The organism is Candidatus Palauibacter polyketidifaciens, from assembly GCF_947581785.1.
Classification (GTDB): Bacteria; Gemmatimonadota; Gemmatimonadetes; order Palauibacterales; family Palauibacteraceae; genus Palauibacter; species Palauibacter polyketidifaciens.
In genome coordinates this window covers 103131-119158 of record NZ_CANPVO010000036.1, presented here as the reverse complement: position 1 = coordinate 119158, position 16028 = coordinate 103131, and the positions used below count along the sequence as shown (strand labels likewise).

The 16028-nt window shown below is 70.0% G+C and carries 12 protein-coding genes; 7 read left to right on the top strand and 5 right to left on the bottom strand.

What is annotated here, in order from left to right; genetic code table 11:
- The coding region (locus RN729_RS09700) for a DUF3526 domain-containing protein (RefSeq protein ID WP_310784218.1) at positions 1 to 1282 on the top strand (1282 nt) is incomplete at its 5' end.
- Complete coding sequence (locus RN729_RS09695) at positions 1279 to 2655, top strand: DUF3526 domain-containing protein (protein ID WP_310784215.1); 1377 nt, start codon at positions 1279 to 1281, stop codon at positions 2653 to 2655. The genes RN729_RS09700 and RN729_RS09695, both read left to right, overlap by 4 nt.
- A 13-nt stretch (positions 2656 to 2668) precedes the next feature.
- On the opposite strand, the gene RN729_RS09690 is transcribed toward RN729_RS09695, so the two are convergent.
- Positions 2669 to 3916 carry a serine hydrolase domain-containing protein gene (locus RN729_RS09690; RefSeq protein WP_310784212.1) on the bottom strand — a complete coding sequence of 416 codons (1248 nt, stop codon included), beginning with the start codon at positions 3914 to 3916 and terminating at the stop codon, positions 2669 to 2671.
- A gap of 98 nt (positions 3917 to 4014) precedes the next feature.
- Here RN729_RS09690 and RN729_RS09685 point away from each other — a divergent pair, with 98 nt between their 5' ends.
- From RN729_RS09685 to RN729_RS09665, 5 genes are all read left to right on the top strand, one after another.
- Positions 4015 to 5151: an alpha/beta hydrolase gene (locus RN729_RS09685; RefSeq protein ID WP_310775805.1), complete on the top strand. Its 1137-nt coding sequence runs from the start codon at positions 4015 to 4017 to the stop codon at positions 5149 to 5151.
- Positions 5152 to 5263: 112 nt separating this feature from the next.
- Positions 5264 to 8557, top strand: coding sequence for a hypothetical protein (locus tag RN729_RS09680; RefSeq protein WP_310784209.1), 3294 nt, complete (start codon positions 5264 to 5266; stop codon positions 8555 to 8557).
- Between the two features lie 61 nt (positions 8558 to 8618).
- Positions 8619 to 10040, top strand: coding sequence for an NfeD family protein (locus RN729_RS09675; RefSeq protein ID WP_310784206.1), 1422 nt, complete (start codon positions 8619 to 8621; stop codon positions 10038 to 10040).
- Positions 10041 to 10050: 10 nt separating this feature from the next.
- A complete protein-coding gene (floA, locus tag RN729_RS09670; RefSeq protein WP_343218915.1) occupies positions 10051 to 11025 on the top strand; it encodes a flotillin-like protein FloA in 975 nt (324 codons plus the stop codon).
- On the top strand, positions 11025 to 11669 hold the full coding sequence (locus RN729_RS09665) for a hypothetical protein (RefSeq protein ID WP_310784203.1): 645 nt from the start codon (positions 11025 to 11027) through the stop codon (positions 11667 to 11669). Before floA ends, RN729_RS09665 begins: the two co-directional genes overlap by 1 nt.
- A gap of 33 nt (positions 11670 to 11702) precedes the next feature.
- Here the strand turns inward: RN729_RS09665 and RN729_RS09660 are convergent, their stop codons facing one another.
- The 4 genes from RN729_RS09660 to RN729_RS09645 form a co-directional block, all read right to left on the bottom strand.
- Positions 11703 to 12467, bottom strand: a complete 765-nt coding sequence (locus RN729_RS09660) for a VOC family protein (RefSeq protein WP_310784201.1) — start codon at positions 12465 to 12467, stop codon at positions 11703 to 11705.
- A 145-nt stretch (positions 12468 to 12612) separates the two neighbouring features.
- Positions 12613 to 12918 carry a hypothetical protein gene (locus RN729_RS09655; RefSeq protein ID WP_310784198.1) on the bottom strand — a complete coding sequence of 102 codons (306 nt, stop codon included), beginning with the start codon at positions 12916 to 12918 and terminating at the stop codon, positions 12613 to 12615.
- Between the two features lie 43 nt (positions 12919 to 12961).
- Entirely contained in the window at positions 12962 to 15076 is a 2115-nt protein-coding gene (locus tag RN729_RS09650) for a M66 family metalloprotease (RefSeq protein WP_310784229.1), read from the bottom strand.
- Between the two features lie 121 nt (positions 15077 to 15197).
- Complete coding sequence (locus tag RN729_RS09645) at positions 15198 to 15935, bottom strand: SURF1 family protein (protein ID WP_310784195.1); 738 nt, start codon at positions 15933 to 15935, stop codon at positions 15198 to 15200.
- Positions 15936 to 16028 lie beyond the last annotated feature (93 nt).

Genomic DNA, 16028 nt, shown 5'->3' with positions numbered 1-16028 from the left:
GGCGATGGTCGAGCGCCAGTGGGTGGAGCAGCCGGACCGGCATCCGCACCGGGTCATCCACTACGGATTCCTCGTCTTTCGGGAGGAGGCGCCGCTCGCCTTCTTCGACCCGGGGGTCGGCGCGTGGGCGGGGACCTCGCTCTTCCTCGAAGGGCACCGGCAGAACACGGCCAACTTCGGCGATGCCCGGCATGCGACCGGGATGCTGCGCTTCGGCCGCCTCACGCCGGCGGCCGTCCTCTCCCTCCTCCTGCCGTTGTTCGTGGTCGTCGCGGGCTTCGCCTCGGTGAGCGCCGAGCGGGAGCGCGGTACGCTTCGACTCCTCCTCGCCCAAGGGGCGACGCCGGCCCAGATCCTCGCGGGCAAGGTGCTGGGCACGGGGGCGGTGGCGGCCCTCGCGGCCCTTCCCATCGGCGTCGCCGCCGTCGTCATCGCCGGGTCCGGGGCGGTCGGCCCGGTGTCGGCCGGGCGCATGGCCGGATTGGCGGGCATCTACGCGGCCTACCTCGCGGGCTGGGTGCTGTTGACCGTCCTGGCATCCTCCTTCCGGGCCTCCTCGCGGAGCAGCCTCGCGCAGCTGATCGCGATCTGGGTCGTCTTCTGCGTCGCCGTGCCGCGCCTCGGCGCCTCCGTGGCCGGAGCGCTGCACCCGCTGCCGTCACGTGCCGAGTTCACCGCCCAGGTGGAGCGCGCGTTGAACGAGGTGGGCGACAGCCACAATCCCGAGGATCCCTTCTTCCGCTCGCTGCGGGACGAGTACCTGGCGCGCTACGACGTGGCGTCGGTCGAGGAACTTCCCGTGAACTGGGGCGGCGTGGTGAGCCGCGAAGGGGAGGCGATCAGCAGCCGGATCCACGAGGAGCACCAGCAGGACCTCGTCGAGGGCCAGCGCCGCCAGGACCGCGTCCTGTCCCGGGCGGGGCTTCTCTCCCCCTATCTGGCGGCGCGGGACCTCTCGATGGCGGTGTCCGGGACCGGGCCGGAGGCGGTGGAGGCCTTCCGGGCGCAGGCGGAAGCCCATCGGTATGACCTCATACAGCGCCTCAACGATCTCCACATCAGCGAGATCCACTACGAGAACGACCGCGGCCAGCGCCTGCCGCGCGAGCATTGGGCGGAATTCCCGACCTTCGGGACGCGGCTGCCCCCGCTCGGAGGGGCGCTCGCCGGTCGCGCTCTCTCTCTGGCCGCGCTCGGCCTGTGGATTCTCCTTCCCCTGTTCGGCCTCTCCATCGCACGAAGGCGGCTGGCGCGAATAGGGGTGGAGCGGGCGGCATCGTGAGGGCCTGGCTCCGTCTCCTCAGGCTGGAACTGCTCCGGCTGGCGCGCTCCCGCGGGGTGGCCATCGCCGTCTTCCTGCTACTGGCGATCGGGTTCTACGCGGCGTGGCGCGGCGGTCGCAACATCGAAGCGGCGGAGTCCTCCGCAGTCGCCGCGGAGACCGCCTACCGCGACCAGCTGGCCTACCTCCTTTCCAGCTATCCTCCCGCGACGGAAGCGGGGGAGATGCTCTACTACCTGGCCTTTCCGGCTCCCCAGCCGTCCCTGCCTCTGGCCGCGCTCGCGCGGGGCCGAACGGAGGTCGAGGCGGCCAGCCTGCGAATCCGGCTCCTGGCGCTCGAGGGACAACTCTACGAGCACGAGACGGTGAACCCGCGCCTCGCGGCGGCCGGCGATCTCGACCTCGCCTTCCTGCTCATCGCGCTCCTCCCCCTGTTCATCATCGCCCTCACCTACGATCTCGTCTCCAGCGAGCGGGAGGGGGGCACCTGGAACCTCGTCCGGCTCTTCGCCCGCCCGCGGCGGCTCCTCGCCTTGAAGGTCGCGTCGCGCGCCTGCCTCGTCGGCGCGGTGGTCGCGGTGCCGGTAGCGGTCGCGGCGTCGCTGGCGGGCTTCAGTTTCGACGGCCGGGCCGGTTGGGCGATGGCGCTCATCGCGCTGCACACCCTCTTCTGGTTCGCACTCTGCCTCGGCGTCGCGTCCCGGCGCCGGTCCTCCACCGCGAACGCCATGATCCTGGTGGGGACGTGGGTCGCGCTCACCCTGCTGGCTCCCGCGGCGCTCAGCCTCGCGAACGCGATCCTCCACCCCGTCCCGGAGGCGCTGGAGCTCACTGTGCGCCAGCGGCAGGGATATCACGAGGCCTGGGACCTGACGAAGGACGAGACGATGCAGGACTTCTTCGAGGATTACCCGGAGTGGAGCGACCGGACAGTCCCGGAGGACGTTTTCACGTGGGCCTGGTACTACGCGATGAACCACCGGGGCGACCAGGCCGCGCGCGACGCATCCCGCGCGTACCGGGACGTGCTGAGGGAGCGGGAAGAGTGGGCCCGGCGGTGGTCTCTGTTCGTGCCCCCGCTCGCGGCCCAGCTCGCCCTCGACCGCCTCGCCGCCACCGATCTGTCCGCCCAACTCGCCTACCAGGACGCCGTCCGCCGACACCACGAGCGGCTGAAAACCTACTTCTACCCGGTCTTCTTCGACGCAGTGCCGATCGATGCCGTCGACTGGGACGGCGTGCCCGCCTTCGAGCCGGCCGTCCTGGAGGAGAGCGCGACACGGGCCGGCTTACCGGCGGCGACCGCCCTCCTCCTGACCTCGATCCTCATCCTCGCCGCGGGGGCCCGGATCTCCGGCCCGCGCGCCGACTGACCCGCGGTGGCCGTCAGCCCCCGGCAGCCGCCAGCGCTTGCAGCACGATGCCGGCCAGCTCCGGCATGTGGTCGCGCATCCGCGATTCGTCGGAGTTGACCTGGATCGAGACCGCCACGCCGTGGTCCGGGTAGTACGCGAGGAGCGAGTTGTATCCGGGCCAGAAGCCCCCGTGGCCGTACGTCAGCCCGTGCTCGCTCTCGGCGACGGATACCGCGAGCCCGTACCCCAGGTGCGGCCTGGTGCTGTCGGCCGGGAACCCGACTTCGAGCAACTGCGGAAGGTCGTCCCCCGAGATCGCCTCGCCCTCGTACAGGAGCTTCGCCCAGCGCACCATCGCCTGGGGATTGTTCACGAGACCGCCCCCTGTCCACTCCTGCAGCGGATGGAGGATGAACTGTCCGTCCACCACCACCTCGAGCGGCGTGCCGTAGAGCCGTGAACTCGCGTGCGCGTAGCCCTGCGCGAGTCCGGGAAGGTCGCGCCGGTCGGCCGCAAGCGTGAGATCGAGGCCAAGCGGGTCGAGGAAGAACTCATCGAGGAGGTCGTAGTAGGCGCGGCCCGTCGCCGCCTCGACGGCGAGGCCCGCCAGCGTGTAGTGCACGTCGCTGTAGTGGTAGCCCCCGCCGGCGGGGAAGAGCGGCTCGGCGTCCAGCACCGTCTCGGCGATGAACTCCTCCGGGGTCATGTAGGCGTCGGGGTCGCGGAACACCTCGCCCAGCCGCACGGCGAAATCGGGATCCTCGAAGTACGGCTGGATCATGCCGGCCGTGTGGTTCAGGAGGTTGCGCATCGTGAGGTCCGCGTGATTGGGGACGCGGGAGAACCACTCCTCGTCGCCGAGCCAGGTCGCGACCGGCGCGTCGAGATCCAGCTCTCCGTTCATGGCCAGCTGCAGGGCGACCGCCGCGACGTAGGTCTTCCCGATGCTGCCGGAGCCCATGCGCATGTCCGGCGTCATCGGGATCTCGTCATCGACGTCCGACAGGCCGGTCGCGAAGCCGAACACGCGCCCATCCGGGAGGATGAAGGCTGCCGTCGCGCCCGGGAAGTTCTCGTCCGTCTCCTGGGCCTGCGCCCACGCCGCGTCGAGTTCCGCCTGAAACGCCTCGACGAGCGCCGCGGTCGCTTCCGGAGCCAGAGAAAGCTGAGACCCGGCCGCCGGATCCGCAGCCGAATCCGGCGCAGTGCCGCAGGCCAGAACGAGGCAACTCCCCAGGACGGCGAGGGGTGGATCAAAGCGTGGGGCAGCGTTCATCATGGAAAGGACCTCCCGTGCCGACGTACCGTCCGACCACTCTACGGGCCGACCGCCCCCAGCGAAAATCCACTGGGAGAACGAGGCGAAGGGATATCAGCATGCGCCACTCGAAGACCAGCGTCATCCTAGCCATCGCCTTCCTCGGCGTGCCGGGGGGCGCCCACGCGCAGAGCGCCGCCGCCCGAAGCGCGGCCGCCGACGCCATCCCCAGGGACTCGATCACCGGTCGCCTGGCCGACCTTCGCCGCATCCACACGCCCGAAGGGATCGAGGTTCTCGAGCCCATCGAGGTCAACGGGTCGACCCAGTGGCTGTCGATCCGCGGGCTGAACCGCGCCAACCCGATCCTTCTCGTGCTCCACGGGGGGCCCGGCAGCCCGGTGATGGGGGCGAGCTGGGCGTACCAGAAGCCGTGGGAGGATTTCTTCACGGTCGTGAACTGGGACCGGCGGGGCGTGGGAAAGAGCTTCTCCGCGGCGGATTCCGCCAGGCTGGGGCCGACGATGACCCTCGATCAACTCGTGGACGACGCGGCGGCGGTCGTCGAGCACCTGCTCGCGAGACTCGGCCACGAGAAGCTCGTCGTCCTCGGCTACTCCTACGGGACGCGGATCGGGCCCCGGCTCGTCGAACGGCATCCCGAGCGCTTCCACGCCTACGTCGGGCTCGGGCAGGCGGCCGGCCCCGACGCCGAACGCCAGCTGTACGCGACGCTCATGGAGCGCGTCCGCGCGGCGAACGACACGACCGCGATCCGCGAACTGGAAGCGCTCCGGCCTTATCCTCCCGCCGCGGGCCCCGGCGCGGTCGACAAGCTGCTCGCCACCCGCAGGTGGGCCCGGGAGTACGACGGCGGCTGGTACGGGAAGCCGACCTTCGACCTGTACTTCGCGCTTCCCGAATGGGGGCCGGAGTACACGGCGGCCGACGTGGCGAACATGCAGCCGGCCATGGCGTGGGCCGAACGCCACCTCATCGACCGGGCCCCGGCGCCCCGGCCGGCGCGGCTCGTGCAGCGCTTCGAGGTGCCGGTCGTCATCCTCCACGGACGGTTCGATCTGCACACGCCCTACCAAAGCGCCAGAGACTACTTCGACCGCATGGAGGCGCCCCATAAGCGCTTCGTGACCTTCGAGCGCAGCTCGCACATGCTCATGTTCGAGGAGCCGGGCCGACTGCTCCTGGCCCTGGTGGAGGAAGTCCTTCCGCTTGCGGGCGGACGGGCGCCGTTCTGATCCGGTCCCGGATCGCGCCACCCGCGCGGAACCGCGGCGTATTGCGCGGGCATTTCTGCGGTGCAGTTTGCGGGCGGAAGCCCCGTCATCTCCCCGTTTCCGAGGCAGTATCATGAAAGCAGCCCGAGTTCTTGCGCTCTCCGCGGCCGGTCTCCTCTTCGGCGCCACGACCGGCGCGACGGCCGCAGCCGCCCAGTCCGCCCTCGAGACGGCCATCTCCCATCTGGAGTACCGGGAGATCGGCCCGGCCCTCATGGGGGGACGGATCGCCGACCTCGATGTCGTCGAAGCGAAACCGCAGATCTTCTACATCGGCACCGCGAGCGGAGGGCTGTGGAAGACGGAGAACCACGGCACGTCGTGGACCCCGCTGTTCGACGACCAGCCGACGAGTTCGATCGGGGACGTGACGCTCCACCAGGCGAACCCGAACCTCGTGTGGGTGGGGACGGGCGAGCCGCAGAACCGTCAGTCCTCCCCGTGGGGGAACGGCGTCTACAAGTCGACGGACGGCGGGAACACCTGGATGCACATGGGCCTTGAGGCGACGAAGCACATCGCCCGCATCCTCATCCATCCGCGCAACCCCGACGTCGTCCACGTGGCCGCGATGGGGGATCTCTGGGGTGCGAACCCCGAGCGCGGCGTCTTCCGGACCCGCGACGGCGGCGATACGTGGGAGAAGGTGCTGTACGTCGACGACCACACGGGCGCGATCGACCTCGCGATGGACCCCGCCGACCCCAACACGATCTTCGCGGCGATGTACCAGCGGCAGCGGACCGGCTGGGGATTCAACGGCGGCGGGCCGGGGAGCGGCCTCTACCGCACGGTGGACGGCGGCGACAACTGGACGGAACTCACCGAGGGCCTGCCCGACGGCGACAAGGGCCGCATCGGAATCGACATCTACCGCCAGGACGGCAACCTCGTCTACGCGCTCGTCGAGGCGGATCCGCGGCGGCCGGGGCAGGGCTTCGGCGGCGGAGGCGGCGGTCCCCGCCAGGGCGGGCTCTTCCGCTCCACGGACCGCGGCGAGACGTGGGAGAAGGTGTCGGACACCAACCCGCGGCCGATGTACTACTCCCAGGTTCGCATCGACCCGAGCAACCCCGACCGCATCTACGTGCTCGGCACGCAGCTCTCCATTTCGGATGACGGAGGACGGACGTTCCGCAACGACGGTGCCGTGCAGATCCACGTCGACCACCACCAGCTGTGGATCAACCCGGAGGACCCGGACCACCTGATCCTGGGCAGCGACGGCGGGGTCGCCGCCTCGTGGGATGGGGCCGCGCACTGGCGCATGTTCGACAACATCGCGCTCGGCCAGTTCTACACGATCGGGTACGACATGCGGACGCCCTACGCGGTGTGCGGCGGGCTGCAGGACAACGACGCGTGGTGCGGGCCCTCGAACACGCGCTCCTTCCACGGCATCCGCCACCAGGACTGGTACGAGACGGCCTACGGGGACGGGTTCTTCACGATCGTGGACCCGACGGACTCGACGATCGTCTACTCCGAGTCGCAGGGCGGGAACATGAACCGCTACGACCTGACGACGGGCGAGAAGATCCCGATGCGCCCCATCGTCGGGCCGCGGGCGGATGGGGACACGACGAAGGCCTACCGCTACAACTGGAACTCGCCGCTCCTGCTCTCGCCGCACGATCCGGCCACCGTCTACCTGGGCGCGAACTACCTGCTGCGCTCGCGGGACTACGGGATGTCGTGGGAGGAGGTCGGGGGGCTCGATCTCACGAAGCAGATCGACCGCGAGGAGCTGGAGATCATGGGTGTCTCCGGCTCCGAGCCGCAGATGTCGCTCAACGACGGGATCGCCAATTACGGGAACCTGACCTCGGTGGAGGAGTCGCCGCTCGCGCCGGGGTTGATCTACGCGGGGACGGACGACGGAAACCTGCAGGTGTCGAGAGACGACGGGGAGACGTGGGAGAACGTCGTCGACCGCATCCCGGGCCTCCCGGAGCGGACCTATGTGAGCCGGGTGGAGCCGTCGCACCACGTGGAGGGGCGCGTCTACGCCACCTTCGACGGGCACCGGAACGGCGACTACGCGCCCTACGCCTACGTGAGCGAAGACTACGGGCAGAGCTGGCGGGCGATCGCGAACGGGCTGCCGGACCTGTGGTCGGTGAACGTGATCGTCGAGCACCACCGGGCGCCGAACCTCCTCTTCATCGGGAACGAGGTCGGTGTGTTCGTCTCCGTGGACCGCGGCGAAAGCTGGGTTCAGCTCAAGAACAACCTGCCCACGGTCCCGGTGGACGACCTCCTCGTGCACCCGCGCGAGAACGACCTCATCGTCGGCACGCACGGGCGCAGCGCCTGGATCCTGGCCGACGTGGCGCCGCTCGAAGCCCTCTCCGAGGGGATGCTGGCGGAGGCGGGACGCGTGTTCGGCGACCGTTCGATCATGTGGACGGAGAAGGGGGACTGGCCCTTCTACGGCGCGACGTACAGCGCGCCGAACCCGCCGCGCGGCGCCCGGATCCGCTACTACCTGCGCGATGCCCCGGGCGAGGCCGTGGCCGAGGAAGACGACGAGGGCGAAGACGGCGACGGTGACAACGGGGATGGAGACGACGGAGAAGGGGGCGACGCCGGCGACGAAGATGGAGGCGAGGACGCCGCCGAGCCGGACGATCCGCCCTTCTCGCTGAAGATTTCCGACGCCTCGGGGGTACATGTGCGTACGCTGGAGGCGCCCGCGGAAGTCGGTATCAACGAGGTGATCTGGGACTGGCGTCACGACGCGCCGTACGAGCGCGAGGGTGGCCCGGGCGGCGGCCCCGGCGGAGGCGGCGGCTTCTTCGGCGGCGCACCGCAGGGCCCGATCGTCCTGCCCGGCGAGTACACGGTGAGCATGGAGGCGGGGGACGAGACGCATTCGGCTACCGTCGAGGTCGTCGCGGAGCCCAGGCGGCCGATGAGCCGGGTGGATCGGATGGCGCGGCAGGAGGCGCTGATGAGCCTCCACGCCATGGCGGGCCCGATCTACGAGGCGGGGCAGGCCCTCGACGCGATCGAGGAGCAGCTGTCCGCGGCGGCGGAGCTGATCGAGGGCGCGGACGAGGCGCCCGAGGGACTGGAAGAGGAGCTTGAGGCGATCGAGGAGGAGGTGGAGGAGATTCGCGACGAGCTGGGGGATGCGCGCAGGAACGCCGGCGTGGCGAACGCGATCCAGGGTTCGTCCACGGTCCCGACCGCGGACCACCTGTGGCAGGTCGACGAGGTCTGGAACGTGATGCCGGAGTTGCTGGACCGGCTCAACGCGCTCATCGAGACGCGCGTGCCGGCGCTGAACGCCCAACTGTACTCGGAAGGCGTGCGGCCGTCCGCGGGCGAACCGGTCGCCCTGCCGGACCGGCCGGGCGGCTGACGGGCAGCCGATCGACCGCACCGTTAGATTGCAGCCCATGCGACCCATGACGAGACAGGGAATGAAACCGGGCCTCACGGGGCTGCCGGCGCCGGTGCTCGCCCTCGGGCTGGCGGTGGTGGCGGTGTCCGCCTCGGGCGGGCCCGTGCCGCCGGGACTCGGTACCGTCCTCGCGCAGTCCGCGCCCGTCGCGCAGTCCGCGGCCACGGTCGTTCGGGTGCCGATCTCCGGTACGATCGAACTCGGCGTGGCCCCGTTCGTGGCTCGCGCGCTCTCGGAAGCGGCGGAGTCCGGGGCGCCCGCCGTGATCATCGAACTCGATACCCCCGGGGGCCGGGTCGACGCGGCGTCGAAGATCATCGACGACCTGCGCGACGCGGAGGTCCCGACCTACGCCTACGTGAACCGCCGCGCGCTCTCGGCGGGCGCGATGATCGCGCTCGCGACCGACCGGATCTACATGCGGCCGGGTTCCACGCTCGGAGCCGCCACGCCGGTCACCGGCGAGGGCGAGAAGGCGCCGGAGAAGATGGTGAGCGCGATGCGCTCGGAGTTCCGGGCGCTGGCCGAGGAACGCGGGCTGGATCCGCTCGTCGCGGAGGCGATGGTCGACGAGAGCATCGAGGTCCCGGGCGTGAGCGAAGCCGGCCGGCTGCTCACCCTCACCACGGATGAAGCCACGGCGCTCGGAGTCGCGGATGGCGAGGTTCGTGACCTCATCGAACTCCTCGAGGTCACGCGGCTTCCGGCGGCCCCGGTGCGGGAAATCCAGCCGAACTGGGCGGAGGCGATCGTCCGCTTTCTGACGAACCCGGCGGTCGCGCCGTTGCTGCTGAGTCTCGGCTTCCTCGGACTCATCGTGGAGGTGCGGACGCCGAGCTTCGGGGTGGCGGGGGCGGTGGGACTCGCGTCGCTGGCCGCCTTCTTCGGGGCGCACCACCTCGTGCACCTCGCGGGGATCGAGGAGATCCTCCTCTTCGGCGCCGGCGTCGTGTTGATCGCGCTCGAAGTCCTCGTCATTCCCGGCTTCGGGATCGCAGGGATCCTGGGAACGGGGGCGGTACTCGGGGCGGCCGTCATGGGCATGGTCGGCCAGGTTCCGACCTTCGACCAGGTGTTCAACGCGGCGGGGCTCGTCTCCCTGTCGATCATCCTGGTGGGCGTCGCCGGATGGGCACTCGTGCGGCACCTGCCTCGCAGCAACCGATTCTCCGGCCTATTCCTCCGCGCCTCGACGAGCCGCGAGACGGGCTATCTCTCCGTGCCCCCACGCGAGGATCTGGTCGGCCAACTCGGCGTGACGTCGACCGATCTGCGGCCCACGGGGGTCGCGATCATCAACGATGAGCGCATCCACGTCGTGACCGAAGGTCCCTGGCTGGAGGCCGGGACCCCCATACGCGTACTCGAAGTCGCGAGCGGGCGGGTTCTCGTGCGCCGCGCCAAGCAATCTCCCGAATCCGAACACAGGAACGAGGCCTGATATGGAACCACTGGCGGGAACCAGCATCATCATCCTCATCGCCATCGCGCTCGGCGTACTCATTCTGTCCTGGATCGTGCCGATCCGGCTCTGGGTCACGGCGATCGCGTCGGGGGTCCGCGTGGGCCTCGGAAGCCTGGTGGGGATGCGCCTGCGGAAGATCCCTCCGCCGCGGATCGTCTACCCGCTCATCAGCTCCTACAAGGCGGGGCTCCCGCTCCACACGAACGAACTGGAGTCGCACTTCCTCGCCGGGGGCGACGTGGAGCGCGTCGTGAATGCGCTCATCTCGGCGGACAAGGCGCAGATTGAACTGCCGTTCCGGCAGGCCGCGGCGATCGACCTAGCGGGACGGGATGTGCTCGACGCGGTGCAGGTCTCGGTCAATCCGCGTGTCATTCAGACGCCGAAGGTCGCCGCGATGGCGAAGGATGGGATCCAGCTCATCGCGACGGCACGGGTGACGGTGCGGGCGAACATCAACCGCCTCGTCGGCGGGGCGGGGGAGGAGACGATCCTGGCGCGCGTCGGCGAGGGGATCGTGTCGACGATCGGGTCGGCCTCATCCCACAAGGCGGTGCTCGAGAACCCGGACAACATCTCGAAGACGGTGCTCGCGAAGGGGCTCGACTCCGGGACCGCGTTCGAGATCCTCTCCATCGATATCGCCGACGTCGACGTGGGGAAGAACATCGGCGCCGAGCTTCAGACGGACCAGGCGGAGGCGGACAAGCGGATCGCGCAGGCGAAGGCGGAGGAGCGCCGGGCCATGGCGGTCGCCTCGGAGCAGGAGAACCGGGCGCTCGTCGAGCAGATGCAGGCCGAAGTCGTGAAGGCGGAGGCGGAGGTTCCCCTCGCGATGGCCGAGGCGTTCCGTGAGGGCAACCTCGGGATCATGGATTACATGAAGTACCGCAACATTCAGAGCGACACGCAGATGCGCAGATCCATAGCGAAGCCGCCGGAGAGCGACAAGGACGGCTGATGCCCGATCTCGAGGGGGCACTTCCCCTGATTCTGCTGATGATCTTCCTCTGGGTGCGCAGCATCGGCGCCGCGATGAAGAAGAACCGGCAGCGGCAGGAACAGGCGCTGGGGGAGGGGCCGGAATCGGACCCGACGAGGGGCGAGGACGGGCCCCTGGAACTGCCCGGGTTGCCGAACCTGCCGCCGGATGCGGGGGTCGCGACGACCGCACCGGCGAAGCGCCCGAGCCTGCGCGAACAGCTGCGCGACATGGGCCGCCAGCTCGAGCAGCAGATGCAGCAGGCCGCGGACGAAGGCCGGCCGGGCAGTATGGTCGGGCATGTGGATCCGGAGGAGGCCCCGGAGCCTCCTCCGTTCATCCGCCCTGCACCTTCACCTCAACGCCAGGTCACGCCTGCCTCGGCCCCGGCGCACTCCGTCCACTCGAGCCCGCCGCGCGAGCCGCTTCGCCCCGCGGCGGCGCGTCCGCTCGGTGAATCGCGTCCGCCGGGTGTGGCGAGTCGGCGTGCCTCCGCGCCGGGAGACGGTCCCCTGGGACGTCTCGAGCGCTACCCCGCGCTCGCTCGCGCCGTGATCCTCTCCGAGATTCTCGGGACCCCGCCGGGGCTGTCCGACCGGGAGGGATCGGCGTCGCGGAACTGACGCGGCCGGCCCCGTTCAGGCCTGCCTGGGTCCTTACCTGCTGTGCAGGGCGAAGGCGGCTCCCTGCGGGTCGATGCCCTGCAGGATGAACTCGCCGCCGGGGACCTCCATCGGCCCCACGACGACCGATCCGCCCAGCTCCTTCACGACCTCGGCAGAGGCGTGCACGTCGGACACGAGGATGTAGAGCCCCCAGCACGGCGGCGGCATGTCGTCGCTCCGCGTCATCATGCCGCCCAGTTCCTTGCCGTCGCGCCCGTACATCTGATAGATGCCGGCCTCGCCCATGTCCATCTGGGTCGTCTTCTCCCAGCCGAACAGGTCGGAGTAGAACGACCACGCCGCCTCGAGGTCCCCTGCGATCAACTCGTGCCAGGAGAACTCTCCGAGGGCGGGCGGCCCGTCGTGCCCGGGCGTGTCTTCGGAAGGCTGGTACGCCGTGAAAACCGCTCCGTCGGGGTCCCTGAGGACCGAGATACGGCCGACTTCGGGGATCTCCATGCGGTGGATCACGCCACCCCCCAGCCGTTCTGCCCGCGCCGTCGTCGCGTCCACGTCGGGCGTCGACAGGTAGGGCAGCCAGTGGGCCGGGGCTCCGTCGGCGAGAGCGTCGTCCGGCAGCTGCATCACGCCGCCGAGCGGGGTGCCGTTGTTGTTCCAGGTGATGTACGGCGGGCCTTCGCCCTGCCATGTTCCGGTCTCCCAGCCGACGACCTGCCGGTAGAAGTCCTGGGCGCCTTCGAGGTCCGTGGTGAGAAGCTCGTACCAGCAGAAGCGGCCGAGCGGCGTTTCAGACATCGCCTGCCTCCTGAGAGATGTCGGGTGAGACTGCGGCCGGGTCGTACCCGGCGGGGACGAGATGCCGGCCCGTACGGCGGAATCCGGATGCCGGTTTCGCGTACGCCGGCATGGACGCCGCATGAGGGCGGCGGTCGGTCAGCGGTCAGTCATCCTCGGCAAGGTCATCGAGGAAGGGCGATTTCTTCCTGCGCGGCTCGTAGACGTCCCCGAAGGGGGAGGCGTCCGGAGTCTCGCGATCGACCTTCGGGTTCGGCGTCGCGTTGCCGAGTATGGACTGGAGTTCCCGCTCGCTGAGTTCGAACGGGTCGTCGCCCGCGTAGAGCGGCGGCCGGGCCCGGCGCGGGGCGCGCGGATTTCCCGGGACCGGATCGAAGCGCCACTCATGCTTCGAGGAGACGCGTACTTCCCACCGGGTTCCGTCCCGGTCGGCGAACTTTCGATGACTCATGGCCGCAGTCCGTGGTCTGGCGGGGAAGCTACGCTCGTGCGTCTCAACGTCGCCACTCGCGGGGGGCCGGGAGCCCGCGGCTGAACAGCGCATCGAGGCCCGGCTCCGGCGGGAGGGCCCCGACATCCACGACGCTGCGGGCCAACGAGGCGGGGGGCGGATCACTCAGGAAGGCACGCACCTGTCCCGTCCGCGCATTCCGCAGGATGAGCATGGGTCGATCCGTGTCGCCGTCGAGCAATGCGGTCCCGCCCGGCCCGGAGAGCACGATGGAAGCCAGCTCGCCCGGCCACTGCGGATCCGTCGGGAGGACGAACACGAAGGCGGAATTGCCTCCTCCGTCTGCCACTTCCGGCATGTCGAAACCAAGCGAGAACAGCACCTCGCCCCAGCGGGTCCGTCCCTCAAGCTCGAACGCGCCGGCTCCGGTCTCGGGAAGTGTGGTCGGGGCGTCGACAACGAAGGCGGGTTCGAGGAAAGGCATGCCCGCAGCGTCTACACCGCCCCACAGCAGCAGCGATCGGGCGGAGTGGCCTCCCGCCGCGACGTCTCCCCCCCGCGTGGCAGCGGGCGCGGCGTCTTCGTCCGCCAGGCGAAACTGGAGGGCTCTGTTGAAGTGATAACCGCTGATCCATTTGGGGTTGCAGTAGGACATGAGGTCCCGGTGCGCCCCCGGTGCTACCAGCGACTGCCAGTAGTCGTACCCCCAGTCGCCGATGGTCCCGTTGGCGTGAGGATACGATGGATCGACCCCGTCGGGATTCCCGCACGGGGCGTGCAAGAGGTTCATGTTGTGCCCGAGTTCGTGCGCGATGGTTGCAGAGTAGGGGCGCGAGACACTCGTGCGCCCCGCAATCTCGCCGCGGCCGGCGGCCCCCGCCATCGGACCCGACATCATGCCCATGTAGTGGCCATCCCCGTGCTCGAAGATTCTGATCAGGCGGGTCTGGCGGATCAGGTCGAGATCAAGGTTGCTGCTACTCAGCACGGGTTCGTGCGCCGTCACCTTCAGCCCCGAGACAGGCAGAAGCGTGCGCGTGTCGTGCAGCAGGGGATGGCGCTCGGGGTCGGCCGCCATGGCATCGATCATCTCCACGATCTCCTCGTCCGGCGCCTCTCCCCACAGGAAGGGGATCAGCGTGAGCTCGAGCACGGGCATTTCCAGCACATCCACGGTCAGGCGGCCCTGCTCCGGGATCCGCCGCGAGATACCGAGTGAGGCGTCCAGCGTCCCCTCGGGGTCGATCTCGACTACCAGTTCCAGCCCCGGGCGCATGACCTCGCCGGGAATGGGCGCGTTCGCCGACGCCACCCAACGGTCCTCGCTCACCGTCGTCGGAATGACCCCTCCCCCGGCCGGAATCTCCGCGGTGTACGTCGTCGCGCCGTCCACGTGGAAGGTGGCCCGCACGGGCGGGATCGTCGCGGTGGTCGAGTCCGGGACCGTCACGAACACCCTCAGCAACGCCGACCTGTCCGCGACCAGCGGCACGGGAATCGATCTTGATTGTACCGCCTGCATAAGATACACGGTCGTGGGGCCCGTATCGTCGAGGCAGCGAGGCAACTGTCCTGTGACACCCAGCGTCCACGCCTGGAAGTCGGGATCGGCGGAGGCACACAGAGCCGTGCCGGCCGTCTCGATCCTCTCCAGCCGGTCCAGAACCATCAGGCTGACCGGGAGGGGGCCCGCCAGACGCGGGTTATGCGATACGGAAAGCAGCTGAAGCCGCGCCAACCGACCGAATTCCGGCGGGACGGATCCCGTGAGGTTGTTCCCGGACAGCTGCAGCTCCTCGAGGCTGGCGAGGTGCCCCAGCTCGGGAGGGATCAGGCCCGCAAGCCTGTTCCGGGACAACTCCAGTTTCTCCAGGGCGACGAGGTTCCCCAGCTCCGGCGGGATCCGGCCTCTCAGGTTGTTGTTCGCCAGCGTCAAGCGGAGTACGTCGCCGGCGGGATTGGCTACGACTCCCTGCCACGCGTCCACCGGCGCTTCGGACATCCAGTTGTCGCGCCGGGTCCAGTTGGGCCCGCCGGTCGCTTCGTACAGGGCCCCCAGGGCCGCCCGGTCCCCCGAGAGAGCGGACGAGGGGAGAGGTGGCACGGGGACCGGAGCGGGGCCACTCGTGGCCTCTTCACAGGCGAGCAGGACGACCACGATCAAGACCGGCGCACCGCGAATGCCACGGAGACCGCACGGCACGGCTCTACCCTCCGACACGAAACATCCCATGCCGGAAGATCGATCGTGAGGGTACCGGCGTAAACCCGGTGCGCTGCTACTCTCCGCGAGTGAGGATCGCGGTGCCGACCAGCGCGATCACGGCGAACGAGAACCACTGGATCGCGTAGGAGAGGTGCGGGCCGGAGTCCGTCTCGATCTCGCGCGCGGGACGGAAGCTGGCGCCCGCGGGCGGATCGTCCGCGCGCAGCACATGGGGGGAGGGGTCGAGGTCAGTCTGATCGCGAATCAAGGCGAGGTCGAGGCCCGCGATGGCGAGGTGCCCGGCGCCGGCGATCTCGACCTGGAGGGGCTGGCCACCCCGTCCGTCGCGTGAGGAGACGAACACGCCCTCGGCGCGTGCCGGGTCCCCGCCGCCGGTGGTGGCGGGCGGGGCGGTCCAGCCGGCTGCCAGGTCGGGGCGCAGGCCGTCCGGCGCGGGCAGCCAGCCGCGGAGGACCATCACGGTCTGCGCGGAGTCACCGCCGACGAGGAGCGGGGTCAGCACCTCCGCGCCGGCCCGCCCGTCCAGGGTGCGGCTCCTGATGACGACCTCGCCAGCCCGGTCCCACCGGCCGCTCAGCCGCGCGCGGCGGCCGATGAGGCCGGCTGTGTCGGGCGGCACGTCGCCGGGGCCGCTCCACTCGAGCACGGGGGCCTCGGCGCGGACTGCGCGCTCACGTACCCCGGCGCTCCGCTCCCCATGCCGGTCGAGTTGCCAGAATCCGAGCCGGACGAAGAGCGCGCTCAGGCCGATCGCGACGACCCAGAGGACGATCTTGCGGGTGGAGGTCATGGAGAGTCGAGTCTACGGGTTCGCGCCCCCGTGCGCAGCCGGTCCCGGTGACCACGCGCCCCGCCCGGCGATGCCGCGGCGCTCCCGGCTGCT